General features: G+C 74.1%; 25 protein-coding genes and 1 pseudogene. 16 read left to right on the plus strand and 10 right to left on the minus strand.

Annotation, left to right across the window (positions count from 1 at the left end; translation table 11 throughout):
• Positions 1 to 124: pseudogene (locus RNC47_RS24325) on the plus strand (IS481 family transposase); the annotation flags it as partial.
• Positions 125 to 239: 115 nt separating this feature from the next.
• On the opposite strand, the gene RNC47_RS24330 reads toward RNC47_RS24325, so the two are convergent.
• The 4 genes from RNC47_RS24330 to RNC47_RS24345 form a co-directional block, all read right to left on the minus strand.
• Positions 240 to 1,082, minus strand: coding sequence for a hypothetical protein (locus RNC47_RS24330; protein ID WP_311601682.1), 843 nt, complete (start codon positions 1,080 to 1,082; stop codon positions 240 to 242).
• 120 nt (positions 1,083 to 1,202) lie between these two features.
• Entirely contained in the window at positions 1,203 to 2,174 is a 972-nt protein-coding gene (locus RNC47_RS24335) for an ABC transporter substrate-binding protein (protein ID WP_311601683.1), read from the minus strand.
• Between the two features lie 26 nt (positions 2,175 to 2,200).
• Positions 2,201 to 3,001 (minus strand): ABC transporter permease, encoded by an 801-nt coding sequence (locus RNC47_RS24340; protein ID WP_311601684.1) that lies wholly within the window; start codon positions 2,999 to 3,001, stop codon positions 2,201 to 2,203.
• Between the two features lies 1 nt (position 3,002).
• On the minus strand, positions 3,003 to 3,746 hold the full coding sequence (locus tag RNC47_RS24345; protein WP_394814862.1) for an ABC transporter permease: 744 nt from the start codon (positions 3,744 to 3,746) through the stop codon (positions 3,003 to 3,005).
• A gap of 41 nt (positions 3,747 to 3,787) precedes the next feature.
• Here RNC47_RS24345 and RNC47_RS24350 point away from each other — a divergent pair, with 41 nt between their 5' ends.
• On the plus strand, positions 3,788 to 4,960 hold the full coding sequence (locus RNC47_RS24350; RefSeq protein ID WP_311601685.1) for an ABC transporter ATP-binding protein: 1,173 nt from the start codon (positions 3,788 to 3,790) through the stop codon (positions 4,958 to 4,960).
• A gap of 16 nt (positions 4,961 to 4,976) precedes the next feature.
• Here the strand turns inward: RNC47_RS24350 and RNC47_RS24355 are convergent, their stop codons facing one another.
• Genes RNC47_RS24355 through folB form a run of 3 tightly spaced genes read right to left on the minus strand, consistent with a single transcriptional unit; the run spans position 4,977 to position 6,505 of the window.
• Positions 4,977 to 5,480: a DUF3180 domain-containing protein gene (locus RNC47_RS24355; RefSeq protein WP_311601687.1), complete on the minus strand. Its 504-nt coding sequence runs from the start codon at positions 5,478 to 5,480 to the stop codon at positions 4,977 to 4,979.
• 57 nt (positions 5,481 to 5,537) lie between these two features.
• The gene (gene folK / locus RNC47_RS24360) at positions 5,538 to 6,149 is read right to left on the minus strand and encodes a 2-amino-4-hydroxy-6-hydroxymethyldihydropteridine diphosphokinase (protein ID WP_311601688.1); all 612 of its coding nucleotides are present in this window, start codon (positions 6,147 to 6,149) and stop codon (positions 5,538 to 5,540) included.
• On the minus strand, positions 6,146 to 6,505 hold the full coding sequence (gene folB / locus RNC47_RS24365; RefSeq protein ID WP_311601689.1) for a dihydroneopterin aldolase: 360 nt from the start codon (positions 6,503 to 6,505) through the stop codon (positions 6,146 to 6,148). Before folB ends, folK begins: the two co-directional genes overlap by 4 nt.
• A 208-nt stretch (positions 6,506 to 6,713) precedes the next feature.
• On the opposite strand from folB, the gene folP reads away from it, so the two are divergent.
• The gene (folP, locus tag RNC47_RS24370; RefSeq protein ID WP_311601690.1) at positions 6,714 to 7,580 is read left to right on the plus strand and encodes a dihydropteroate synthase; all 867 of its coding nucleotides are present in this window, start codon (positions 6,714 to 6,716) and stop codon (positions 7,578 to 7,580) included.
• The gene (locus tag RNC47_RS24375; protein WP_311601691.1) at positions 7,577 to 8,077 is read left to right on the plus strand and encodes a nuclear transport factor 2 family protein; all 501 of its coding nucleotides are present in this window, start codon (positions 7,577 to 7,579) and stop codon (positions 8,075 to 8,077) included. The genes folP and RNC47_RS24375 overlap by 4 nt, the downstream gene beginning before the upstream one ends.
• 31 nt (positions 8,078 to 8,108) lie before the next feature.
• Here RNC47_RS24375 and RNC47_RS24380 read toward each other — a convergent pair whose 3' ends face one another.
• Positions 8,109 to 9,509 (minus strand): PH domain-containing protein, encoded by a 1,401-nt coding sequence (locus RNC47_RS24380; protein WP_311601693.1) that lies wholly within the window; start codon positions 9,507 to 9,509, stop codon positions 8,109 to 8,111.
• A gap of 13 nt (positions 9,510 to 9,522) precedes the next feature.
• Positions 9,523 to 10,035 carry a PH domain-containing protein gene (locus RNC47_RS24385; protein ID WP_311601694.1) on the minus strand — a complete coding sequence of 171 codons (513 nt, stop codon included), beginning with the start codon at positions 10,033 to 10,035 and terminating at the stop codon, positions 9,523 to 9,525.
• Between the two features lie 45 nt (positions 10,036 to 10,080).
• Between RNC47_RS24385 and RNC47_RS24390 the strand changes: the two genes are divergently transcribed.
• On the plus strand, positions 10,081 to 11,232 hold the full coding sequence (locus RNC47_RS24390) for an NADH-quinone oxidoreductase subunit D (protein WP_311601742.1): 1,152 nt from the start codon (positions 10,081 to 10,083) through the stop codon (positions 11,230 to 11,232).
• Positions 11,233 to 11,249: 17 nt separating this feature from the next.
• Here the strand turns inward: RNC47_RS24390 and RNC47_RS24395 are convergent, their stop codons facing one another.
• The gene (locus RNC47_RS24395; protein ID WP_311601695.1) at positions 11,250 to 12,251 is read right to left on the minus strand and encodes an SAM-dependent methyltransferase; all 1,002 of its coding nucleotides are present in this window, start codon (positions 12,249 to 12,251) and stop codon (positions 11,250 to 11,252) included.
• Between the two features lie 92 nt (positions 12,252 to 12,343).
• On the opposite strand from RNC47_RS24395, the gene RNC47_RS24400 reads away from it, so the two are divergent.
• The 11 genes from RNC47_RS24400 to RNC47_RS24450 all read left to right on the plus strand — a co-directional run bounded on the left by RNC47_RS24400 (position 12,344) and on the right by RNC47_RS24450 (position 21,953).
• A complete protein-coding gene (locus RNC47_RS24400) occupies positions 12,344 to 13,561 on the plus strand; it encodes a sensor histidine kinase (RefSeq protein WP_311601696.1) in 1,218 nt (405 codons plus the stop codon).
• A gap of 33 nt (positions 13,562 to 13,594) precedes the next feature.
• Entirely contained in the window at positions 13,595 to 14,272 is a 678-nt protein-coding gene (locus RNC47_RS24405) for a response regulator transcription factor (protein ID WP_311601697.1), read from the plus strand.
• A 112-nt stretch (positions 14,273 to 14,384) separates the two neighbouring features.
• A complete protein-coding gene (locus RNC47_RS24410; protein WP_311601698.1) occupies positions 14,385 to 15,335 on the plus strand; it encodes a Rossmann-like and DUF2520 domain-containing protein in 951 nt (316 codons plus the stop codon).
• Positions 15,332 to 16,201, plus strand: a complete 870-nt coding sequence (gene panC / locus RNC47_RS24415; protein ID WP_311601700.1) for a pantoate--beta-alanine ligase — start codon at positions 15,332 to 15,334, stop codon at positions 16,199 to 16,201. The genes RNC47_RS24410 and panC overlap by 4 nt, the downstream gene beginning before the upstream one ends.
• Positions 16,198 to 17,898: an L-aspartate oxidase gene (locus RNC47_RS24420; RefSeq protein WP_311601701.1), complete on the plus strand. Its 1,701-nt coding sequence runs from the start codon at positions 16,198 to 16,200 to the stop codon at positions 17,896 to 17,898. Before panC ends, RNC47_RS24420 begins: the two co-directional genes overlap by 4 nt.
• 25 nt (positions 17,899 to 17,923) lie before the next feature.
• Positions 17,924 to 18,958, plus strand: a complete 1,035-nt coding sequence (gene nadC / locus RNC47_RS24425; protein ID WP_311601743.1) for a carboxylating nicotinate-nucleotide diphosphorylase — start codon at positions 17,924 to 17,926, stop codon at positions 18,956 to 18,958.
• Between the two features lie 2 nt (positions 18,959 to 18,960).
• Positions 18,961 to 19,758: a type III pantothenate kinase gene (locus RNC47_RS24430; protein ID WP_311601702.1), complete on the plus strand. Its 798-nt coding sequence runs from the start codon at positions 18,961 to 18,963 to the stop codon at positions 19,756 to 19,758.
• A gap of 382 nt (positions 19,759 to 20,140) precedes the next feature.
• Positions 20,141 to 20,311 carry a hypothetical protein gene (locus tag RNC47_RS24435; protein WP_311601703.1) on the plus strand — a complete coding sequence of 57 codons (171 nt, stop codon included), beginning with the start codon at positions 20,141 to 20,143 and terminating at the stop codon, positions 20,309 to 20,311.
• A gap of 106 nt (positions 20,312 to 20,417) precedes the next feature.
• Complete coding sequence (locus RNC47_RS24440; protein WP_311601704.1) at positions 20,418 to 20,906, plus strand: BlaI/MecI/CopY family transcriptional regulator; 489 nt, start codon at positions 20,418 to 20,420, stop codon at positions 20,904 to 20,906.
• A gap of 9 nt (positions 20,907 to 20,915) precedes the next feature.
• Entirely contained in the window at positions 20,916 to 21,434 is a 519-nt protein-coding gene (locus tag RNC47_RS24445; protein WP_311601705.1) for an amino-acid N-acetyltransferase, read from the plus strand.
• Between the two features lie 171 nt (positions 21,435 to 21,605).
• A complete protein-coding gene (locus RNC47_RS24450) occupies positions 21,606 to 21,953 on the plus strand; it encodes a histone-like nucleoid-structuring protein Lsr2 (protein ID WP_311601707.1) in 348 nt (115 codons plus the stop codon).
• The last annotated feature ends 521 nt before the right edge of the window (positions 21,954 to 22,474 follow it).

The raw sequence follows: 22,474 nt of genomic DNA on the forward strand, positions 1-22,474 counted from the left end.
CAGCGAACGAACCGCCGCCCTCAACGACTACCTCCACACCTACAACTACCATCGCTGCCACACCGCACTCGAAGGCCAACCCCCGATCACCCGCGTTAACAACGCCGCGAGTCAATACACCTAGGCCCTGGCCGGGCGGGCTTTGGCCACGCGTCGGGCCTGCGGGCTTTGACCGCGCCGAGCCGAGCCCTCGGGTGTGCCGGCCGGCATGCCGGGCGTGGCCCGTGGACCGAGCCGCGTCAGCGGCTTTCTCGTGCCTCGTCGAGTGCGCGGGCCGGTTCGCGGTCGCGGGCGTGGGCTTCGGGCTCGTCGCGGGGGGCGGGCGGCTTGCGCCGGCTCGGGGCCGGCGTGGCCGGGGCGCCGAAGAAGTCGAACCGTGAGCCGCCGCCCTGCCGGGCGCTCGGCTCCGCCGTCGGCGCGGGCAGCGCCGGGCGCTCGGGGTCCGCCTGCGGCGGGACCGGCGGCGTCGGCGCGGCCTCCGGCTCGCGCCGTGGCTCGACCGCCGGCAAGGCGCTGCGCTGGCGGGCGGCGGAGCGGGAGAGCCGGCCGAGCGCCTCGTACGCCTGGAGGTAGGTGAGCCGGGTGGGGGCGCCGGCGGCGGTGCGGTGGTCGGTGGGCTCCGAGGTGAGCTCCCTGGCCGGCTCCGAGGCCTCCAGGGCCAGCCGCCGGCGGCCTTCGAGCGCCTTGGCGCGCTCGCTCTCCGCGGTGGCGTAGCGGCGCAGCAGGTCGGCGTGTTCCGAGCGGAGCCGGCCGAGGTCGGCCCGCTTGCCGCGGATCTTCTCCTCCAACTGGGCGACCAGCTCCTGGGCCTCTTCGAGCTCGGCCTGCCGCTCGTCGACCTGCCAGCTCATGCCGGCCTTGGCGGCCCGCTCCCTGGCGACCTGCCGCCCGGCCTCCAGGTCCCAACGGCGCAGCAGCGCGGCGGCCGTCACCCCGGCGAACGCCGCCAGGGTGGCGAGCACGCGCGGTCCCTGGCCGCCGACCAGCCAGGCCAGCGCCGCGCACAGCAGCGCGGAGCCGCCGAGGGCGGTGGGAATCAACACCCGGTGCAGTGCCGCGTTGCGGTGACGTCCACGTGCCATGGTCGAAACTTACCGTGACGCGGTCGGGGCGCGGGAGGGCACCCGGGTGGTTGTGGCCGGCCGGTTATCAAGCCGATTTTCCGGCCGCCCCCTTGGTCCCGGTGCCCTCCCGACCGTCCGTCAGCCGCCGATCAGGCCGTTCTCCTCGAGGTATTCGGCGGCCACGTCGCCCGCGGTGCGGCGTTCGGCGTCGACCTGCCGGTTGAGCTCGATCAGGTCCTCGGTGGTGAGCGTCTCGGTGAGGCGGTCGAGGGTCGCGGTGAGCTGCTCGTCGTCCGCGGTCTCGCTGTTGAGCACCGGCAGCAGGTTGTCGGCGAGCTGGAGGTTCTGGTCGTCCTCCAGGAGTACCAGGCCGAAGTCCTCGAGCGTGGCGTCGGTGGTGGTGGTCAGCACCATGTCGTCCTGCCCGTCGGCGACGGCCTGCTTGGCCTGGACGGTGCCGACGCCGCGCGGGTCGATCTCGGTGATGTCGATGCCGTAGGTCTCCTCGAGGCCCGGCTGGCAGAAGGGGCGTTCGGCGCACTCGTCGCCGGCCGCGAGCCGGATCGGGAGGCCGGACTCGCCGAGGTCGGAGAGGGTGGTCAGGTCGTGCTCCGCGGCGAACTCCTCGGTGACCGCGAACGCGTTCTGGTCGGCGGCCTCGCCGGCGTCGAGCACCGTGAGGCCGAGCGGCTCGGCGAGTTCGCGCAGCGCGGTGACGGTCTCCTCGACGTCGCTGCTGGCGACGGGCTCCGCGTCCGCGCCGTTGACCTTGGCGTTGAGGAACTCGGTCAGGGTGGCGGCGTACTCGGGGACGATGTCGATGCCGCCGCTCTCCAGCTCGGGCTCGTAGATCTCGCGGCTGTCCACGGTGGTGACCTCGGTGGAGTAGCCGGCGTCGGTGAGGATCCGCGAGTAGAGCTCGGCCATGATGGTGGCCTCGGTGAAGTTGGCGCCGCCGATCGTGAGCGTGTCGCCGGAGCTCTGCTCGCCACCGCCCCCGCCGCTGTCGCCTTCGGACTCGAGGCTGTCTCCCCCGCCGCAGGCGGCCAGGGTCAGGGCCAGTGTGAGGCCGGTCAGGCCGGTGGCGGCGTGTCGGATCGTGCGGTTCACAGGAACTCCCTTGGTCGGAGGGCGGGTCATTCGGCGACTTCGGCGGCCGGTTCCCTGGTTCGGGTGGTGGCGGCCGGCGCGGGCTCCACGGGGCCTCCCCCGTCCCGGCCGGCGGCCAGGGGCTTCGCCCGGCGGGCCTGACGGTCGCTCGCGCGCCGCCCACGCGCCGGGTCGAGGGCGCGCTGGAGCAGGGCGAGCGCCCCTTCGACGGCCAGCGCCAGCAGGGCGACCAGCACCGCGCCCGCGACCACCTGCGCGGTGCGGTAGTTGGCGAAGCCCGCGGTGATGACGCGGCCCAGGCCGCCGCCCCCGGGCAGCGCGGCCAGCGTGGCGGTGGCCACGATCTGCACGGCCGCCGTGCGCACCCCCGTCATGATCAGCGGGAAGGCCAGCGGCAGCTCGACGCGCGTCAACAGCTGCCAGCCGGACATGCCGAGGCCGCGGGCGGCGCCCACCACGTCCCGGTCGGCCTCCGAGACGCCCACGTAGGCGTTGGTCAGCAGCGGCGGCACGGCGAACAGCACCAGCGCGACGATCACCGGCAGGTCGCCGTGGCGGCCGAGCGGGCCGATGGTGAGCAGCACCAGGACGGCGAAGGTGGGGACCGCGCGGCCCACGTTGGAGATGTTGATCGCCAGCGCGCCGCCGATCCGGTGCCCGCCGCCGTGGCCGAGTCGGAAGGCGAGCGGCAGCGCGATGACGCAGGAGACGGCGAGGCAGACGCCGGTGAGGTAGAGGTGCTCGACGAGCCGGTGCCACACGCCGGCGTCGCCCGACCAGTTGGCGCCGGTGGTGAGCCAGGTCCACGCGTCGGGGAACACGCCCATCTCAGATCGCCTCCCGGGCGTCGAGCACCGCGTCCCGCCGTGGCGCGCGCGGGGTGGAGCGGCCGCCGCCGGCCGCTCTGGTCCACGGCGTCAACAGGCGTTGGACGGCGAGCAGCAGCAGGTCGGCCACGACGGCGAGCAGCACGCACAGCACGGAGGCGGTGAGTACCTGTGCCTTGAAGTAGCTGTTCATGCCGCTGTGGATGAGGTTGCCGAGGCCGCCGTGGCCGACGATGGCGCCGACCGTGGTCAGCGAGACGGCGGAGACCGCGGCGATCCGCACCCCGGCCATCAGGGCGGGCAGGGCGAGCGGCAGCTCGACGCCGAACAGCAGCCGCCAGCGGCCGTAGCCCAGGCCCCGGGCCGCGTCCCTGGTCTCGGCGGGGACGGAGTCCAGGCCGGTGAGGATGTTGCGGACGAGGACGGTGAGCGAGTAGAGCACCAGGCCGCAGATCACCACCGAGGCGGAGAGCCCGAACACCGGCAGCAGCAGCGCGTACATGGCGAGCGAGGGGATCGTGTAGAGCACGGTGGTCAGGCCGAGGATGGAGCCGGCTGCCGGTCGCCAGCGGCGGGCGAGCAGGGCCAGCGGGAAGGCGACCAGCACGGCGATGCCGACCGAGGTGGCGGCGATCACGATGTGTTCCAGGGTGGCGTCGGTCAGCTCCTGGCCTCGGCTGCGGACGTACTCGCCGCAGATCCATTCGTTCGCGGCCAGGCAGTTCTCCGCGGTCACCGCACTCATGTTCAAGCACCCTAGCCCTAAAACCTGACAGACTTATGAACATGTTGCGGTTCGACCACGTCTCCAAGCGGTATCCGGACGGCACCCTCGCCGTGGACGACCTCCATCTGGAGATCGCCGAGGGTGAGCTCGTCACGCTCGTCGGGCCCTCGGGCTGTGGCAAGACCACCACCATGCGGATGGTCAACCGGCTGGAGGAGCCGACCTCCGGCCGGATACTGCTCGGGGGCGAGGACATCGCCGCCCAGGACCCGGTGCGGCTGCGCCGCCGGATCGGCTACGTCATCCAGCAGGTCGGCCTCTTCCCGCACCGCACCGTGCTGGACAACGCCGCCGCCGTGCCGCTGCTGCTCGGCACCCGGCGGGCCGAGGCGCGCCGGCGCGCCGGCGAGCTGCTGGAGCTGGTGGGCCTCGACCCCGCGGTGTACGGCGGCCGCTACCCGGACCAGCTCTCCGGCGGGCAGCGGCAGCGGGTGGGGGTGGCCAGGGCGCTGGCGGCCGACCCGCCGGTCCTGCTGATGGACGAGCCGTTCGGCGCCGTCGACCCGGTGGTGCGGGAGCGGCTGCAGAACGAGTTCCTGCGGCTCCAGGCGGAGATGCGCAAGACGGTGCTGTTCGTCACCCACGACGTCGAGGAGGCGGTGCGGCTCGGCGACCGGATGGCGGTCTTCGGGCAGGGCCGGGTCGAGCAGTTCGACACGCCGGCCACCGTCCTCGGCGCCCCGGCCAACGAGCACGTGGCCGCGTTCGTCGGCAGCGACCGCGGGCTCAAGCGGCTCTCGGTGACGCCGGTCGAGAAGGGCGACCTGGAGCGGCCGCCCGTGGTGCACCTCTCCGACCCGATGTCCCGGGCCGCGTCCCTGATGCGCGCCGACGGGGTGCGGTGGGCCGTGGTCCTCGACGAGCACGAGGCGCTGCACGGCTGGGTGCCGATACCGGACGAGGGCGGTACGGACGCGGTCGGCCCGGTCGCCGGCTACGCCCGCCGGATGGACGCCTGGCTGCCGCTCGGCGCCTCCCTCAAGCGGGCGTTCAGCACCATGCTCCAGTACGACGCGGGCTGGATCGCCGTGCTCGACCCGGCCGACGCGGACCGCTTCCTCGGCGTGCTCACCCCGACCGGGCTGCACGAGGCGCTGCGCCGCTCGATCGACGCGGACGCGCGCGCCGTGGCGCGCGACGCGGTGGACCTCGACGCGATCAGCGGGGCATAGGCCCGGGCGACGCGGCTCAGGCCCGGTGCCCTATCGGGCCCGGGCCGCCAGGGCCCTCGTCGTCGCCGTCCTGGAGCCGGCAGACGCGCTCCAGGAACAGCGCCGCCGCGATGACCGCGAGGCCGGCCACCACCGCGAGCAGGGCGTAGAGCGCCTGCTCGCGCCGGTTCGGCACGTCCATCCGGTACATGAGCAGGAAGAGCCCGAAGCCGCCGTACCCGCCGGACACCAGCGCCGAGACCAGCGCGCTCGCCTGGCCGAAGACCACGGCGCGCGCCGCCATCATCCGGTCCACCGGTTTGGCGCCGGGCCGCCGCTCGCGCTGGGCGCGCAGCCTGGACCGCAGCGACAGCGCGGTCGCCAGCAGCACGATCGCGATCAGGGCCAGGATGACCGGCGCGAGCAGGGGCACCGCGGGCAGCGTGTTGTCCAGGGAGTCCCACAGCCCGGCGAACGCCCAGGCGAGCGCCGCGGCGGCGAGGAACAGACCGGCCAGGGTGCGGATCCGCAGTTGGTTCATGGCGGTGAACTTCGGTCCCAATCAGTCCGGGGAGGCTGGTCTCGGAGCGAGTCCTGGCTAGTCGGGCAGCACCAGGGTGAGGTCGGGGCGCGCGATGACACCCTGCGCGCCGACCGCGGTCAGCAGTCCGGCCACCGGGCCGTGGCCGGCGACCTCCGCGCCCGGGTCGACATCGTGCCACGGCACGAGCACGAACGCCCGCTCGTGGGCCCGGGGATGGGGGAGGGTGAGCGCCGGGTCGTCGGAGACCACGCCCTGGTAGGCCACGATGTCCACGTCGATGGTGCGCGGCCCCCAACGGGTGTCGCGCGCCCGGTGGAACGCCTCCTCGATGGCGTGCGCCCGCTCCAGCAGCGAGGCGGGCGGCAGCGTCGTCTTCACGATCACCACCGCGTTGAAGTACGACGGCTGGGTGCCGGGTTCCACGCCCCACGGCTCGGTCTCGTAGACGGGCGACACGGCCTTCACCCGCACCCCCGGGGTGTCCTCCAGCGCGTCGATCGCGCCCTGCAGGGTCTCCAGACGGTTGCCGAGGTTGCTGCCGAGCGAGATGACGGCGCGTTGGGGGTTCTGCAGGGTCGAGTCCGCCGCGTCGACCTGCTGGACGACGGAGGCGGGTACCGGCTGGACGGTCGGGTCGGGGGATGAAGCGGCGTTGCTGGAGGTCATGCTCGGCTCCGCTTGATGGTGATGGTCACGTCGTCGAAGGGGACGGCGATGGGCGCCTGCGGTTTGTGCACGGTGACCTCGGCCCACCCCACCCGGGAGTGCGCCAGGCACCGGTCGGCGATCCGCTGGGCCAGCGTCTCCACCAGGTCGCAGGGCTCGCCCGCGACCACCGCGGTGACCTCCTCGGCCAGCACGCCGTAGTCGACCGTCCTGGTCAACTCGTCCGTGGCCGCCGCGGCGCGGGTGTCGACGCCGAGCCTGACGTCGACCACGAAGGTCTGGCCCTCGGCGCGCTCGTGCGGCAGGACCCCGTGGTAGCCCCTGGCGCGCAGGCCGTGCAGGGCGATCTCGTCCACGGCGTCACTCCCTCTCGCTTCTCGGTGCAGGTGCCAAGGGCATAAAACCCCTCCGAGGCGTTCGAATCTACCCGCGGGGGGCGAACAACCAGCGGCGCCCCGGGGTTCCGTCCGATGGCACCTCAGGTACCCGGATCGCCCGGAAAGGCACCGCGGCGGGTCGCTTTTCGGCCCGCGGCGGCGGGCGGTGAGCCCCTACCCTTGACGCATGAGCATCTCGTACGGCCACGTGACCGGACTGCCCAGCTGGGATCGCTGCGCGGTCATGGGGGTGGTCAACGTCACACCGGACTCCTTCTCGGACGGCGGGCGTTGGTTCGACGCCGAGTCGGCGGTGAAACGTGGCCTCGACCTGGTGGCCGAGGGGGCCGACCTGGTCGACGTGGGCGGTGAGTCGACCCGTCCGGGCGCGACCCGGGTGGACGAGCCGGAGGAGCTGCGGCGGGTCGTCCCCGTGGTGCGGGAGCTGGCGCGCGAGGGCGTGCTCGTCAGCGTGGACACGATGCGGGCCAGCGTGGCCGAGCAGGCGGTTGCGGCCGGCGCGCGGCTGGTCAACGACGTCAGCGGCGGCCGCGCCGATCCCCGGATGGTGCCGGTGGTCGCCGCCGCCGGGGTGCCGTTCGTGGTGATGCACTGGCGCGGCCAGAGCATCGACATGAACGAGCGCGCCGTCTACGGGGACGTGGTCGGCGAGGTGTTGGCCGAGCTGCGGGAGAGCGTGGCGCGCGCCGTCGAGGGCGGCATCACCGCGGACCGGCTGATCGTCGACCCCGGGCTCGGCTTCGCCAAGCGCGCCGAGCACGACCTGGCGCTGGTCGCCGCGGGCCGCCGGCTGCGCGCCGAGCTCGGGCTGCCGCTGCTGGTGGCGGCCTCCCGCAAGCGGTTCCTCGGCCGGGTGCTCGCCGGGCCGAACGCCGAGCCGCCGCCGGCGCGGGAGCGGGACGCGGCGACCGCCGCCGTCACGGCGCTCGCCGCCAGGGACGGCGCGTGGGCGGTGCGGGTGCACGAGGTGCGGGCCAGCGCCGACGCGGTGCGGGTGGCGAGAGCCGTCGCGGCGGCGGAGGGGGCGGCGTGAGCGGCGCGGGCACCGACATCGAGGCGGTGGCCGCGGCGAACACCGCGCTCTACGACGCGCTGGAGCGCGGCGACCTGGACGCGATGGCCGAGCGCTGGCTCGACGAGGGCGTCAGCGTCGTGCACCCGGGCTGGCCGGTGATCAGCGGGCGCGGCGAGGTGATGCGCTCGTACGCGCTGATCATGGCCAACACCGAGTACATCCAGTTCTTCCTGACCGACGTCGAGGTGTCGGTGCAGGGCGACACGGCGCTGGTGACCTGCACGGAGAACATCCTGAGCGGCGGCCCGGCCGAGGCGGACGGCTCGGCGGGGCCCTTGGTCGGCGGCATGGTGGTGGCCACCAACATCTTCCGCCGCACCGAGGACGGCGACTGGAAGGTGTGGGCGCACCACGGCTCGCCCGTGCTGCTCGACCAGGAGGAGGACGAGGACGAGGCGTCCGAGGACGACGTCGAGGGCGACGAGGGGCAGCCGGGCGGCACGACGATCGGCTGACCGTCGTCGGATCACCTTCAGCGGGTCACCTTCAGCGGGTCAGCCAGCGCTCCGGCGCCGCGGTCCGCCGGCCGACCCTGGAGCGCTCGGCCTGTGCCGCCACCTCGGCCGCCGCGTAGCCGGCGTCCTGCAGCCGGGCGCTGGCCGTGCCGTCCGCGCCGTGGTCCACGTGGATGTGGGCGAGCCCCAGCCGCTGCGCCCACGGGCCCTGGGTCATCCGGACGCTCTGCACCTTGGCGTGCGGCACCAGTTCGTGGACGCGCCGCAGCCGGCCGTGCCGGGCCACGAACACCGCCCCGGTCACCCCGTGCCCGTAGCCGACCCGGCCCACCGGGAAGATCCAGCGGGCCCGGCCGGGCGCGGCCCGCACGCCGGCGAGCGCCGCCGCCAGGTCCACCTCGGGCAGGATCCGGCCGACCAGCGCGGCGGCCGTCGCCCGGCTGGTGACGGGCGCGAGCAGGCCGCCCTCGTTGCCGCCGCCGGCCACGTCGAGTTCGACCCGCACCCAGCCGCGCCGCCGCCACAGCAGCGGCTCCACCAGGCGCACCGCCTGCACCCTGCCGGGCGGCACGGTGGCGTGGTCGCGCTGCAGCAGGCCGTGGTCGAGACGCAGCCCGTCGGGGGACTCGCTCACCGTCCAGCCGTACTGGGTGAGGAAGGCGCCCACGCTGGTCTGCCACGCGCCGGCCAGCAGCGGCAGTCCGGCCAGCCCCGAGGCCACGAGGTTGTCGGTCCCCCACCAGACGAGCCCGGTCACGGTGAGCGCGACCGTCAGCAGCCCCCAGCCGCCGCCGAGCAGCGCCAGCGACCCGACCAGCGTGCCGGTCTCCACCTGGTACAGCTCGCGGGCCGGCGCCTCGCCCGCGGTGGGCGCGGCCTCCGGGGCGATCCCGGCGGCCCTGGCCAGCAGTTCGGCGCGCAGCCTGACGGCCTCGGCCTCGCCCAGGTACGCCAGCTCGTCGGCGGCGCCCGAGCCGACCACGTCCATCTTGAGCTTGGCCACGCCGAGCACCCTGGCCAGCATGGGCCGGGAGACGTCGACGGCCTGGATCCGGTCGAGGCGCAGGTGGGCGGTGCGGCGGAAGAGCAGCCCGGTGCGGATGCGGAGTTCGGTGTCGGTGACCAGGTAGCGGGTGACGCGCCAGGAGAGGTAGCCGTAGCCGGCGGCGCACACCACCAGCGCGAGCAGCAGCAGGAACAGCCGGGCCAGGCCGAGCGAGTCGGTCCAGTCGTCCAGGTTCTGGACGTTGTTCGCGGCGACCGCGCCGAGGCCGGCGAGTGGGGCCCAGGCGCGGCGCCAGGGCGTCACCGGGTGCAGCCGGCGGCCCGTGCCGGCGGGTATCTCCCCGGTGCTCCCGGGCGCCTCCTCCGGCGCTTCCCGCGACGGCTGCCCGGGGGTCTCCTCGGCGGGCTGCTCGGGGGCGCCGCTCACGGTGGGCCGCCGCTCACAGGCCGGCCGAGCGGGCCTCGCCCAGCTCGGTGAGCCGGTCCCGCAGCCGCTCGGCCTCGGTCGGCGGCAGGCCGGGGATGGTGGCGTCGGTGGCGGCGGCCGCCGTGTGCAGCTGGAGCGTGGCGAGGCCGAAGCGGCGCTCCAGCGGTCCTGAGGTGACCTCGACCAGCTGCATCCTGCCGTAGGGCACCACGGTCAGCTGCCGCCACAGCACCCCGCGCCTGATCAGCAGGTCGTCGTCGCGCTCCTGGTAACCCCACGAACGCCAGTTGCGGGCGAGGGCGCCCCAACCCCACAGGGCGGCGCCGGCCGGCACCGCCGCGAGCAGCGCCCAGGGGCCGCCGACGAGCAGCGCGAGGAGGAGGGCGAGGGCAAGGGTGGGCGGCGCGAGCCAGCCGACCAGCAGCAGCCGCCGCATCCGTAGCAGGGCGGCGGCCACCGGCCGCCAGGTGTCGCCGGTCCCCCGGGCCGCCTCCGTCGTGGCCGGCCCCTCAGCCACCGTGTTCATATAGGCATCTTAGAGGGGCGGCGCGCGGCGCGGAGGGGTGAAAGACTGACGCGCATGACGGAGACGGTCATCGGAGTGGGCGGCGCCGCCGAGAGCACCGACATGGTGCTGAACATCGGCCCCCAGCACCCCTCCACGCACGGGGTGCTGCGGCTGCGCCTGGTGCTGGACGGGGAGCGGATCTCGCAGGCCGAGCCGGTCGTCGGCTACATGCACCGGGGCGCCGAGAAGCTCTTCGAGGCGCGCGACTACCGGCAGATCATCGTGCTGGCCAACCGGCACGACTGGCTGTCCGCGTTCTCCAACGAGCTGGGCGTGGTGCTGGCCGTGGAGCGGATGCTCGGCATGGAGGTGCCGCTTCGCGCCGTCTGGCTGCGCACCCTGCTCGCCGAGCTCAACCGGGTGCTCAACCACCTGATGTTCCTGGGGTCCTATCCGCTGGAGCTCGGCGGCATCACGCCGATGTTCTACGCCTTCACCGAGCGGGAGCACCTGCAGCAGGTGATGGAGGAGGTCTCGGGCGGCCGGATGCACTACATGTTCAACCGGGTCGGCGGCCTCAAGGAGGAGCTGCCCGAGGGCTGGCCGGGGCGCGCCAGGGCGGCGGTGGCCGCGGTGCGGTCCGGGATGACCAGGCTGGACGAGCTGGTGCTGGGCAACGAGGTGTTCCGGGCCCGCACCAGGGGCGTCGGGGTGCTGCGCCCGGAGACGGCGCGGGCCTACGGGGTCTCCGGGCCCATCGCGCGGGCCAGCGGCGTCGACTTCGACCTGCGCCGGGACGAGCCGTACCTGGCGTACGGCGAGTTGGGCGACGTGCTGCGCGTGGTGACCAGGGAGGCGGGCGACTGCCTGGCCAGGTTCGAGGTGCTGCTCGACCAGGCGAAGAACGCGCTGGACCTCGCCGACGCCTGCCTCGACCGGCTCGCCGAGCTGCCGCCGGGGCCCGTGAACCAGCGGCTGCCCAAGGTCCTCAAGGCGCCGGAGGGCGCCACCTACGCCTGGACCGAGAACCCGCTCGGCATCAACGGCTACTACCTGGTGTCCAAGGGCGAGAAGACGCCCCACCGGCTGAAGCTGCGGTCCGCCTCCTTCAACAACATCCAGGCGCTGAGCGCGCTGCTGCCCGGCACGCTGGTGGCCGACATGGTGGCGATCCTCGGCTCCTTCTTCTTCGTGGTCGGCGACATCGACAAGTGAGCCGCCCCCACGGGGGCTCAGGCCAGCGGGTCGCGGATGCCCACCGGCTCGACGAGCCAGCTGAAGCCGCCGAGCCCCGCCGGGTCGGTCAGCTCGGCGGCCTCGCCGGCCCTGGCGAGCCGGCGCAGGTAGCCGGCCGGGTCGCGGGAGGCCGACTCCAGCGGGGGGCGCGCGCCGTCCACGCCGAGCGCGCGCAGCGCGTCGCGCTGGGACAGCAGCCGCCCGCCCGCGCCGGCGCAGGAGTCGAGCGCCACATGGGCGGTCAGGTCGCAGCCGCCGTCCGGCACCGGGCGCACCTCGCGGCCGTCCCGGTAGCCGGTGAGGGTGCCGAGCGGCGGCCGCCGCTCGCGGGTGTGCGCGTAGTCCACGGCCACCGCGAGGCCGCGCGCCAGGCTGGAGCACGCGCCGGCCCAGGCCAGGTCGCGCGGCAGCCCGATCTCGGCGCGGGTGCCGGGCGGCGCGCCGTCCAGCGGCCACCAGCGGCGCAGCCAGTCGGCGTCCGCGCCCGCCACCGGCGGGCCGAGCCGCTCCCCGCCCGCCCCGTCGACCAGCACCAGGCGCGCCACCCCGGCCTCGTCGACCTCGGCCACGTCGAGCGGCACGTTGTCCAGCCACTCGTTGGCGAACAGCAGCCCCACCGCGCCCGCCGGCGGGGCCGACCGCCACGCCACCCGCGGGTCGAGCCCCGCCGGGCGCGGCGCCCGCTCCACCGCGTACACCCGCAGCCGCCCGGCCGGCTCGGGCGGCAGCGCGGCCAGCACCCCGGCGGCCAACTCGCCCCGCCCCGCGCCGACATCCACCAGGGCGAGCGCCGGCGGCCGGCCGAGCGCCTCGTCCACCCGGAGCAGCAGCTCGGCCACCGCGCCGGCGAAGAGCGGCGAGGCGTGCACGGCCGTGCGGAAGTGCGCCGCCGGCGCCTCCCGCACGAAGAAGCCCCCCGGGCCGTACAGCGCGCGCTCACTCGCCGCCCGCCAGCCCTCGCCCCCGACGTCGGGGTCGCCCTCCGGGATCCCACTCACACGCACCATCCACCTTGAGGAGTAGTTGACGGCTTCACGTATCGGCCGACGGGGTGACTCCCGAACCGCACCCAGTGCATACGCTGGGTTACGTGAACCGGCTCTACGACTTCATCCGCCGCCACCCCACGTGGGTGGACGGCTGTTGGGCGCTCGTGCCGGTGTTCATGTCCCTCGTCGTCCTCACCGGCCCCGGCACGGGCGTCTACCAGGGTGACCCCTGGGCCGGGCTGCTCGTCACCCTGGCCTCCGGCACCGTGATGGCGCTGCGCCGCCGCGCCCCGGAGCGGATGCTCCTGCTGGCGCTGGCCGTCGGCGCCTTCCAACTGCTGGCCGACGTCCAGCCGCTGCCGGCCAACTTCGCCTTCCTGGCCATCGCCTTCACCGTCGCCTCCCTGCCCAGGCGCTGGCCGTCCCGGGTCGCGCTCGCCATGTGCCTGACCGCGCCCACCGTCTCCATGCTGCGCTGGCCGGAGGACCACAAGGGCGCGAGCCTGACCAACATCATCATCGGCACCGTCTTCCTCACCATCGCCTTCCTGCTCGCCTGGGTCCTCGGGGACTCGCTGCGCACCCGCCGCGCCTACTACGCGGAGCTCGAGGAGCGGGCCAACCGGCTCGAACAGGAGCGGGAGACCCAGGCCAGGATGGCGGTCGCCGCCGAGCGCGCGCGCATCGCCCGGGAGCTCCACGACGTCGTCGCGCACAACGTCTCCGTCATGGTCGTGCAGGCGGACGGCGCCGCCTACGTCCTGGACACCGCCCCCGAGCAGACGCGCAACGCCCTCCACACCATCTCCGGCACCGGCCGGCAGGCCCTCACCGAGATGCGCCGCCTGCTCGGCGTGCTGCGCGGCGAGGACGGCCAGGTCACCGGGCAGGACTACGTCCCCCAGCCCGGCGTCGAGCAGCTGGCCGACCTGGTCGACCAGGTCAGGGACACCGGGCTGCCCGTCGACTTCCGGATAGAGGGCACCCCCCGGCCGCTGCCGAGCGGGGTCGAGCTCACCGCCTACCGCATCGTGCAGGAGGCCCTGACCAACACCCGCAAGCACGGCGGCCCCGACGTCGGCGCCACCGTCCGGCTCTCCTACGATCCGGAGGCGCTCACCGTGCTCGCCGAGGACGACGGGCGCGGCGCCCAGCGCGAGCTCTACGAGGAGCGCGGCGTCGACGGCCGCGGCCAGGGGCTCATCGGCATGCGGGAGCGGGTGGGCATGGTCGGCGGGGTGCTCATCGCCGGGCCCCGCCCCGGGGGCGGCTTCCGCATCAGCGCGACGCTCCCGCTGGCCGGCGACGTGGCGCGGTGAGCTTCAGACGTGACCGACGAGGGGGAGCGACCCATGACGATCCGCGTGATGCTGGTGGACGACCAGGCGCTGCTGCGCACCGGGTTCAAGATGGTGCTGGCCGCCCAACCCGACATGGAGGTGGTGGCCGAGGCGGGCGACGGCCTGGAGGCCCTCGAGGTGCTGCGGAGCACCGCGGTCGACGTCGTCCTGATGGACGTCAGGATGCCCAGGCTCGACGGCGTCGAGGCCACCCGCCGGATCTGCCAGGGCGGCGCCGGCGGCCCCGGCGCCCCCAAGGTGCTCATCCTCACCACCTTCGACCTCGACGAGTACGCCTTCTCGGGGCTGAAGGCCGGCGCCGCCGGGTTCATGCTCAAGGACGTGCCGCCCGACGAACTGCTGACCGCCATCCGCGCCGTGCACAGCGGGGACGCGGTCGTCGCGCCCTCCACCACCCGCCGGCTGCTTGACCGCTTCGTCTCCCTGCTGCCCACCGCCGACGCGGCGCCGCACCCCGAGATCGGCCTGCTCACCGAGCGGGAGCGCGAGGTCCTGATGCTGATCGCGCAGGGCCTCTCCAACGGCGAGATCGCCGCCAGGCTCGTCGTCTCCGAGGCCACCGTGAAGACCCATGTCGGCCGGATCCTCGGCAAGTTGGGGCTGCGCGACCGGGTACAGGCCGTGGTCCTGGCCTACGAGACGGGTCTGGTGCGCGCCGGCGGGCGCTGACGACCTCCACACGACCCGCACACACCGGGCGCCGCGCGCCGTAGCATGGCCTCGTCGTCCGGTACCCGACACAGGGACCGGAACGCCTGAGTCGAAAGAGGCACCGCCCGTCGTGAACGCCGCCCCCAACGCCCCCCGGAGCACCGAGGCGCGGAACAGACCCGCGCGGCTCCGCGTCGGCGTGGTGGGCGCCGGCCGGGTCGGCCCCGCGCTCGCCGCCGCGCTCGCCCTGGCCGGCCACCGGCCCGTGGCCGCCTCCGGCGTCTCCGACGCCTCCCGCAGGCGGGCCGAGGAGTTGCTGCCCGGGGTGCCGCTCGTCACCCCCGACGAGGTGCTGGCCCGCGCCGACCTGGTGCTGCTCACCGTGCCCGACGACGCGCTGCCGGGACTCGTCGCGGGCCTGGCCGAGACCGGCGCGGTGCGCCCGGGACAGCTCGTCGCGCACTGCTCGGGCCGGTACGGCACGGCCGTCCTCGACCCCGCGCTGCGGGCCGGCGCGCTGCCGCTCGCGCTGCACCCGGTGATGACGTTCACCGGCACCGCCGTCGACGTGCCCCGGCTCGCCGGCTGCTCCTTCGGCGTCACCGCCCCCGCCGAGCTGCGGCTCGCCGCGGAGGCGCTGGTCATCGAGATGGGCGGCGAGCCGGAGTGGATCGAGGAGAAGGACCGCCCGCTCTACCACGCGGCCCTGGCCATCGGCGCCAACCACCTGGTCACGCTCGTCGCCCAGTCCCTCGAACTGCTGCGCCTCGCGGGCGTCGGCGCCCCCGACCGGATGCTCGGCCCGCTGCTCGGCGCCGCCCTGGACAACGCGCTGCGCTCCGGCGACGCCGCCCTGACCGGCCCGGTGGCGCGCGGCGACGCCGGCACCGTGGCCGCCCACCTCGCCGAGCTGCGCGCCCACGCGCCGCACGCGCTGGCGGGCTATCTCGCGATGGCCCGCACCACGGCCGACCGCGCCCTCGACCACGGGCTGCTCAAGCCCGAGCTGGCGGAGGCGCTGCTCGGCGTCCTGGCGGACGGCGCGGAGGGCGCCGGGACCGCCGAGGGAGGAGAAGGATGACAGGGAAGCCGGGGATACCCGTCGCACACGACGCCAAGGAGCTGCACCGGCTCTACGCGCCGGGCGTGCCGCGCGCCGTGGTCATGACCATGGGCGCGCTCCACGAGGGCCACGCCGCCAACATCCGCGCGGCCCGCGAGCTGCTCGGGCCCGACGGCCAGCTGGTCGTCACCGTCTACGTCAACCCGCTGCAGTTCGGCCCGGACGAGGACTACGCGCGCTATCCGCGCACCCTCGACGCCGACGTGGCGCTGGCCGCCGAGGCCGGCGCCGACCTCGTCTTCGCGCCGGGCGACGCCGAGATGTACCCGCACGGCACCCCCGGCGTCCGGGTCGTCGCGGGCGAGCTCGGCGAGCGCCTGGAGGGCGCGTCCCGGCCCGGCCACTTCGACGGCGTGCTGACCGTCGTCGCCAAGCTGCTCCACCTCACCCGTCCCGACCACGCCTTCTTCGGCGAGAAGGACGCGCAGCAGCTGGCGCTCGTCCGCCGCATGGTCCGGGACCTCGACTTCCCCGTCGAGATCGTCGCCACCCCCACCGTGCGCGACCCCGACGGCCTCGCCCGCTCCAGCCGCAACCGCTACCTGTCGCCCGCCGAGCGCGCCTCCGCCCTCGCCATCAGCCGCGCGCTGGCCGCCGGCGCCGCCGACGCCCCGCGCGGCGCGGCCGCCGTCCGCGCCGCCGCCCGCGAGGTGCTGGCGGCCGAGCCCGGCATCCAGCTGGACTACATGGTGCTGGTCGGCCCGCTCGACTTCCTCGACGTGCCCGACGACCACACCGGCGAGGCCGTGCTCGCCGTCGCCGCCCGCGTCGGCACCACCCGGCTGATCGACAACGCGCGCCTGACCGTGGAGGCGGCCCGATGACCGCCGCGCTGGCCGCGCCCGGCGCCGGCTGGGCCATCGAGGCGGAGGTCGTCGTCGTGGGCTCCGGCGTGGCGGGGCTCACCGTCGCGCTGCGCTGCGCCGCCGCGGGCCGCCGCACCGTCATCGTCACCAAGGCCAGGCTCGACGCGGGCTCCACGCGCTGGGCCCAGGGCGGCATCGCCGCCGCGCTCGGCGAGGGCGACACCCCGGAGCAGCACCTCGCCGACACCCTGGTCGCCGGCGCCGGACTGTGCGACGAGGACGCCGTCCGGACCCTGGTGACCGAGGGGCCGGGCGCCGTGCGCCGGCTGATCGCGCTCGGCGCCCGCTTCGACACCGACGAGGCCGGCGCCCTGGCCCTCACCCGCGAGGGCGGCCACCACCGGCGGCGCATCGCGCACGCCGGCGGCGACGCCACCGGCGCCGAGATATCCCGCGCCCTGGTCGCCGCCGTGCGCGCCGCCGGCATCAGGACCGTGGAGAACGCGCTCGCCCTCGACCTCCTCAAGGACGCCGCGGGGCGAGCCGCCGGCGTCACCCTGCACGTGATGGGAGAGGGCCGGCACGACGGCGTCGGCGCCGTGCACGCGCCGGCCGTGGTGCTGGCCACCGGCGGGATGGGCCAGATCTACTCGGCCACCACCAACCCGGCCGTCTCCACCGGCGACGGCGTCGCCATCGCGCTGCGCGCCGGCGCCGAGGTCTCCGACATCGAGTTCGTGCAGTTCCACCCCACCGTGCTCTGGCTGGGGCCGGACGCCGAGGGCCAGCAGCCGCTGATCTCGGAGGCGGTGCGCGGCGAGGGCGCCCACCTGGTCGACGCCGCCGGCGAGCGGTTCATGGTCGGCCAGCACGAGCTGGCCGAGCTCGCCCCGCGCGACATCGTCGCCAAGGCCATCACCCGGCGGATGCTGGAGCAGGGCGCCCAGCACATGTACCTGGACGGCCGCCACTTCGGCGACGCCATGTGGGAGCGGCGGTTCCCGACCATCCTGGCCGCCTGCCGGGCGCACGACATCGACCCGGTGACCGAGCCCGTCCCCGTCGCCCCCGCCGCCCACTACGCCTCCGGCGGCGTCCGCACCGACCTGGCGGGCCGCACCACCGTGCCCGGCCTCTACGCCTGCGGCGAGACGGCCTGCACCGGCGTGCACGGCGCCAACCGGCTCGCCTCCAACTCGCTCCTCGAGGGCCTGGTCTTCGCCGAGCGCATCGCCGCCGCCGTGCTCGCCGAGCCGCGCGCCGCCGCCCCGACCCCGGTGACCGCGCCGGCCCCGGGACCGCTGCCGCCGCCCGAGGCCCGCACCGCCATCCAGCGCCTGATGACCGCGGGAGCCGGGGTGCTGCGGTCCGCGGCGAGCCTCGCCGCGGCCGCCCGCGGCCTCGACGCCCTCGTCACCGAAGGGGACGACGACCGCAAGCCGGCCGAGCCGGGCGTCGAGGCGTGGGAGACCGCTAACCTGCACCTGGTCGCCCGGGCGCTCGTCACCGCCGCGCTGCGCCGCGAGGAGACCCGCGGCTCACACTGGCGCGAGGACCACCCCGAGCGGGACGACGCCCACTGGCGCCGCCATCTCGTCCTCACCGCGGGCCGGGGAGCCCCCGAGCCCGCCCTCGCCGTCCGAGCCACCGACACGACGGCCTTCACCGAGACCCCAGGACACGGCCGTTCCCAAGGAGAGAGTTCCAGTGAGTAGCGCGCAGACCCCTCCCTCGCAGCGAGTGGAGCTCACCCTGCTGCCCATCGGCGTCCGCCCCGGCGCGGACGAGCCGGCCGGCGGCTGCGGGGCGGGCTGCGGCTGCGGCGGGGACGGCGGTTTCGACGGAGACTTCGACGCCGACCACGAGTACGACCCGCTGGAGTGCGGCCTCGACCCCGGCCTCGCCGAGCTGATCGCCGCCGGCGGGCTCGACCCCGTCCAGGTCGAGGACATCGCCCACCTGGCCATCGAGGAGGACCTGGACAACGGCGTCGACGTCACCACCGTCGCGACCATCCCCGAGGACGCCGTCGCCACCGCCGACTTCACCGCGCGCCAGGCCGGCACCGTGGCCGGGCTGCACGTCGTGGAGGCGGTGCTCTCGGTGGTCTGCACCGACGAGTTCGAGGTCGAGCGGCACGTCGCCGACGGCGACCGGGTGGCCGCCGGACAGGTGCTGCTCACCGTCACCGCCCGCACCCGCGACCTGCTGACCGGCGAGCGTAGCGCGCTCAACCTGCTGTGCCGGCTCTCCGGCATCGCCACCGCCACCCGCGCCTGGGCCGACGCGCTGGCCGGCACCCCGGCCCGGGTCCGCGACACCCGCAAGACCACCCCCGGGCTGCGCGCCCTGGAGAAGTACGCGGTGCGCTGCGGCGGCGGCGTCAACCACCGGATGTCGCTCTCGGACGCCGCGCTGGTCAAGGACAACCACGTGATCGCGGCGGGCGGTGTCGCCGAGGCCTTCCGCCGGGTCCGCGAGGAGTTCCCCGGCGTGCCGGTGGAGGTCGAGGTCGACCGGCTCGACCAGCTCGAACCCGTCATCGCCGAGGGCGCCGACCTGATCCTGCTGGACAACATGACGCCCGAGGAGACCGCCGAGGCCGTGCGGATCGTCGCCGGCCGCGCCACCCTGGAGTCCTCCGGGCGGCTCACCCTGGAGAACGCCAGGGCCTACGCGGAGGCCGGCGTCGACTACCTGGCCGTCGGCGCGCTCACCCACTCGTCCCCGATCCTGGACATCGGTCTCGACCTGCGCGCGGAAGGGCGCGACTGACGATGCTGCTCACTATCGACGTCGGCAACACGCACACGGTGCTCGGCCTCTTCGACGGGGCGGAGATCGTGGAGCACTGGCGCATCTCCACGGACTCCCGCCGCACCGCCGACGAGCTCGCGGTGCTGCTCCAGGGGCTCATGGGCATGCACCCGCTGCTCGGCGAGGAGCTGGGCGACGGCATCGACGGCATCTCCATCTGCTCCACGGTGCCCTCCGTGCTGCACGAGCTGCGCGAGGTGACCAGGCGCTACTACGGGGACATCCCGGCCGTCCTGGTGGAGCCGGGCGTCAAGACCGGGGTGCCGATCCTCACCGACAACCCCAAGGAGGTCGGCGCCGACCGGATCATCAACGCGGTGGCCGCGGTCGAGCTCTACGGCGGCCCCTGCATCGTGGTGGACTTCGGCACCGCCACCACCTACGACGCCGTCTCGGCGCGCGGCGAGTACGCGGGCGGGGCGATCGCCCCCGGCATCGAGATCTCGGTCGAGGCCCTCGGCATGCGCGGCGCGCAGCTGCGCAAGGTGGAGCTTGCCAGGCCACGCCACGTGATCGGCAAGAACACGGTGGAGTCGATGCAGTCCGGCATCCTGTACGGCTTCGCCGGCCAGGTGGACGGCATGGTGGAGCGGATGTCGCGGGAGCTGGCCGACGACCCGGACGACGTCACGGTGATCGCCACGGGTGGCCTCGCGCCGATGGTGCTGCGCGAGTCGACCGTGATCGACGAGCACGAGCCCTGGCTCACGCTGGTGGGCCTGCGCCTGGTCTACGAGCGGAATGTCGCGCGCGGCTGAGCGCGGGCCCGGTTGAGGAGCCCCGCCCCGGTGAACACGCCGGGGTGGCCGGGGTGCGATGCGAATTGTCTGCTTACCACTTAATGTCGGTTTATGGTTACGTCCCAGGGTTCCCAGGGTTCCCCCACCCCCGGTGGTGAAGGGGAAGAGACCGGCAAGCGGCAGCAGCAGCGCCGTCCCTCGACGTCCCGGCCGATTCCGACCCCGGCGGAGGTCTTCCCACCGCACCGCAGGCGTCGGCCCGCGTCGTCACCGCCCCAGGATCCGGGCGAGCGCGAGGAGGGACATGAGGGGGACGAGGGGGGCGACCGTCAGGCGGGTCGGTAGGCTGTGGGGCGGCCCGCGGCGCACATTCCGCGGGCGAGTCCAAGGGAGGTCCGCTGTGGACTACATCGCCGCACTCTTTCCCCCGACCGTGATGGCCGTCGCCTTCACCGCGCTGATCGTGACGATCGTGCGGTCCCAGGGTGGGGCCAACAAGTACAAGGAGGACGCGGCCGTGGACGCGGCGATCGCGGCCCGCGAGAGCGGCAAGCGGTCCGAGCCGAACTGACGCCTCCCTCCCCCCGCTCCTTTCCGCGCCCGCCCCGGCGCCCTCCCACGCGCGCCCCAAACGTCGCATCCGCCCCTTTTGTCATCCCGCGGCTATTCTTCATCCTGTGCCCCGACCACTGGGAGAGCTGGAAGACGCGGTGATGAGCCGCGTATGGGAGTGGAACCGGCCCGTCACCGTGCGAGAAGTTCTCGAGGATCTGCGCCGCGAGCGTTCGATCGCCTATACGACGGTGATGACCGTTCTCGACAACCTGCACCAGAAGGGGTGGGTGCGGCGCGAGCAGGAGGGCCGCGCCTATCGCTATGAGGCGATCTCCACCCGGGCGGCCTACTCGGCCGCTTTGATGAATGACGCATGGGCCGAGAGTGACAACGCGGCCGCCGCCCTCGTGGCTTTCTTCGGCATGATGTCCGCCGAGCAGACGGCGGCTTTGCGTGACGCCCTGCGAGTGGTCGATGTCGCGGGAGTGACGCTCACCCCCACGGAAGAGCCGGCCGGGCCCGCCGACGCGGTAACGCGGGACGAGGACCCGCAAGGCGAGGCGCCGGAAGGCGGAGCCCCCGAAGACGAAGGGGAAGGCCCGCGGCGATAGCCTCCGCCTGTGCAGGAAACCCCGACAGAAGTCACCGTCCGCCGCGCCAGGACTACGGATGTCCGCTCGGTGCGCCGTCTCATCGACGTCTACTCGCGGGAACGGATCCTGCTCGACAAGGCCACGGTCACCCTTTACGAGGACATTCAGGAGTTCTGGGTGGCCGAGCGTGACCTGGACGGCGAGGTGGTGGCCTGTGGTGCGCTCCACGTGATGTGGGAAGACCTGGCCGAGGTGCGCACGCTGGCGGTGGATCCCCAGATGAGGGGGCACGGAGTGGGCCACCGGGTGTTGGAGAAGTTGCTGGGGACCGCACGCTGGCTCGGCGTGCGTCGCATTTTCTGTCTGACCTTCGAAGTGGAGTTCTTCAGCCGTCACGGGTTCATCGAGATCGGTGACGCCCCGGTGGATGGTGACGTCTACAGCGAGCTGCTGCGTTCCTATGACGAGGGTGTCGCGGAGTTCCTGGGGCTTGAACGCGTGAAGCCCAACACTTTGGGTAACAGTCGGATGCTGCTGCATCTCTGATTCCGGACTCCCGATGACGCCTTGGTGACGGTTATGTCCGAATCGTCCCATCGTGTCTTATCAGATGCGATGTAATCACGAGCCCGGGGTTTGTGTTTTCTCGGGAATGGCGGTTTGATTACACCGCAGTACCCTATTGGTATTCAGCGACTATGAATGAGGAGTAGCCCGGTGGCACAGAAGGTTCAGGTCCTTCTCCTCGATGACCTCAGTGGCGGCGAGGCGGACGAGACGGTTACGTTCGCGCTGGACGGCAAGACTTACGAGATCGACCTCAACTCGGATAACGCGGAGAAGCTTCGCGACGCCCTTGAGCCCTATGTGAAGGCGGGTCGCAGGGCGGGCGGCGCCAGGGCGGCGCGCGGTCGCGGCCGGGCCGCGGCGGCTCCCGGTGGCGGCTCGAGCACCCAGGACACCGCGAAAATCCGCGCCTGGGCCAAGGAGAACGGATACGAGGTCAATGACCGCGGCCGTGTTCCCGCCAACATTCGCGAGGCCTACGAGAAGGCGGGCGTCTGATCCCGCGAGCCTCGCGGCCCCTCGCCCGGGCGGAAACCCGGGAGGCGCCCCCAAGCCGGCTCTCCTCTCCGGGGGGTCGCCCGTGACCGGGCGACCCCCCGAGGCGCACCCGGGCCCGGCGGCGCGGGATCGGGCGCCGGAGTGGCCGATCACCCTCCGTCGAGGTACCGCCGCTCGGGGTGTTCGCGTTCGCCCGTAGCGGATGTCGGTGGCTGTCCGGGCATGGAGTGTCAGCCTGGAGGGGTAGGCAGTTCCTGACGGATGATGGGCACTCTCCCGGATGAGGGGGGCGGTGGTAGTGGGTCCGGGTGCGTTCCTCAGCGGGCGTTCGCCGACGGCGTAGTCCTCTGGGGTCCGAATCCTTGGCCCGCGGGAACATCGTCTCGCACCATCGGGTTGGAACTGTTGTCGCCTGTTCGGGGCACGGCGCCGGGGACAGGAGCACACAGTTGGAATGAGCGGTCCCCCGTTGCGGGACTAAGCTGCGGAAGGACAGGGAGGGGACCGACCCCTTTACTGCC

Origin of the sequence: Streptomyces millisiae (assembly GCF_031845425.1) — a bacterium.
In the GTDB taxonomy this organism is placed as follows: Bacteria; Actinomycetota; Actinomycetes; order Streptomycetales; family Streptomycetaceae; genus Streptomyces; species Streptomyces millisiae.

What these genes read in the sequence shown, in the direction of transcription:
- RNC47_RS24330 (WP_311601682.1), bottom strand. Translation starts at nt 1,082, where the DNA reads ATGGCACGTGGACGTCACCGCAACGCGGCACTGCACCGGGTGTTGATT.
- RNC47_RS24340 (WP_311601684.1), bottom strand. Translation starts at nt 3,001, where the DNA reads ATGGGCGTGTTCCCCGACGCGTGGACCTGGCTCACCACCGGCGCCAAC.
- RNC47_RS24345 (WP_394814862.1), bottom strand. Translation starts at nt 3,746, where the DNA reads ATGAGTGCGGTGACCGCGGAGAACTGCCTGGCCGCGAACGAATGGATC.
- RNC47_RS24350 (WP_311601685.1), top strand. Translation starts at nt 3,788, where the DNA reads ATGTTGCGGTTCGACCACGTCTCCAAGCGGTATCCGGACGGCACCCTC.
- RNC47_RS24355 (WP_311601687.1), bottom strand. Translation starts at nt 5,480, where the DNA reads ATGAACCAACTGCGGATCCGCACCCTGGCCGGTCTGTTCCTCGCCGCC.
- folK (WP_311601688.1), bottom strand. Translation starts at nt 6,149, where the DNA reads ATGACCTCCAGCAACGCCGCTTCATCCCCCGACCCGACCGTCCAGCCG.
- folP (WP_311601690.1), top strand. Translation starts at nt 6,714, where the DNA reads ATGAGCATCTCGTACGGCCACGTGACCGGACTGCCCAGCTGGGATCGC.
- RNC47_RS24385 (WP_311601694.1), bottom strand. Translation starts at nt 10,035, where the DNA reads ATGAACACGGTGGCTGAGGGGCCGGCCACGACGGAGGCGGCCCGGGGG.
- RNC47_RS24405 (WP_311601697.1), top strand. Translation starts at nt 13,595, where the DNA reads ATGACGATCCGCGTGATGCTGGTGGACGACCAGGCGCTGCTGCGCACC.
- panC (WP_311601700.1), top strand. Translation starts at nt 15,332, where the DNA reads ATGACAGGGAAGCCGGGGATACCCGTCGCACACGACGCCAAGGAGCTG.
- RNC47_RS24420 (WP_311601701.1), top strand. Translation starts at nt 16,198, where the DNA reads ATGACCGCCGCGCTGGCCGCGCCCGGCGCCGGCTGGGCCATCGAGGCG.
- RNC47_RS24430 (WP_311601702.1), top strand. Translation starts at nt 18,961, where the DNA reads ATGCTGCTCACTATCGACGTCGGCAACACGCACACGGTGCTCGGCCTC.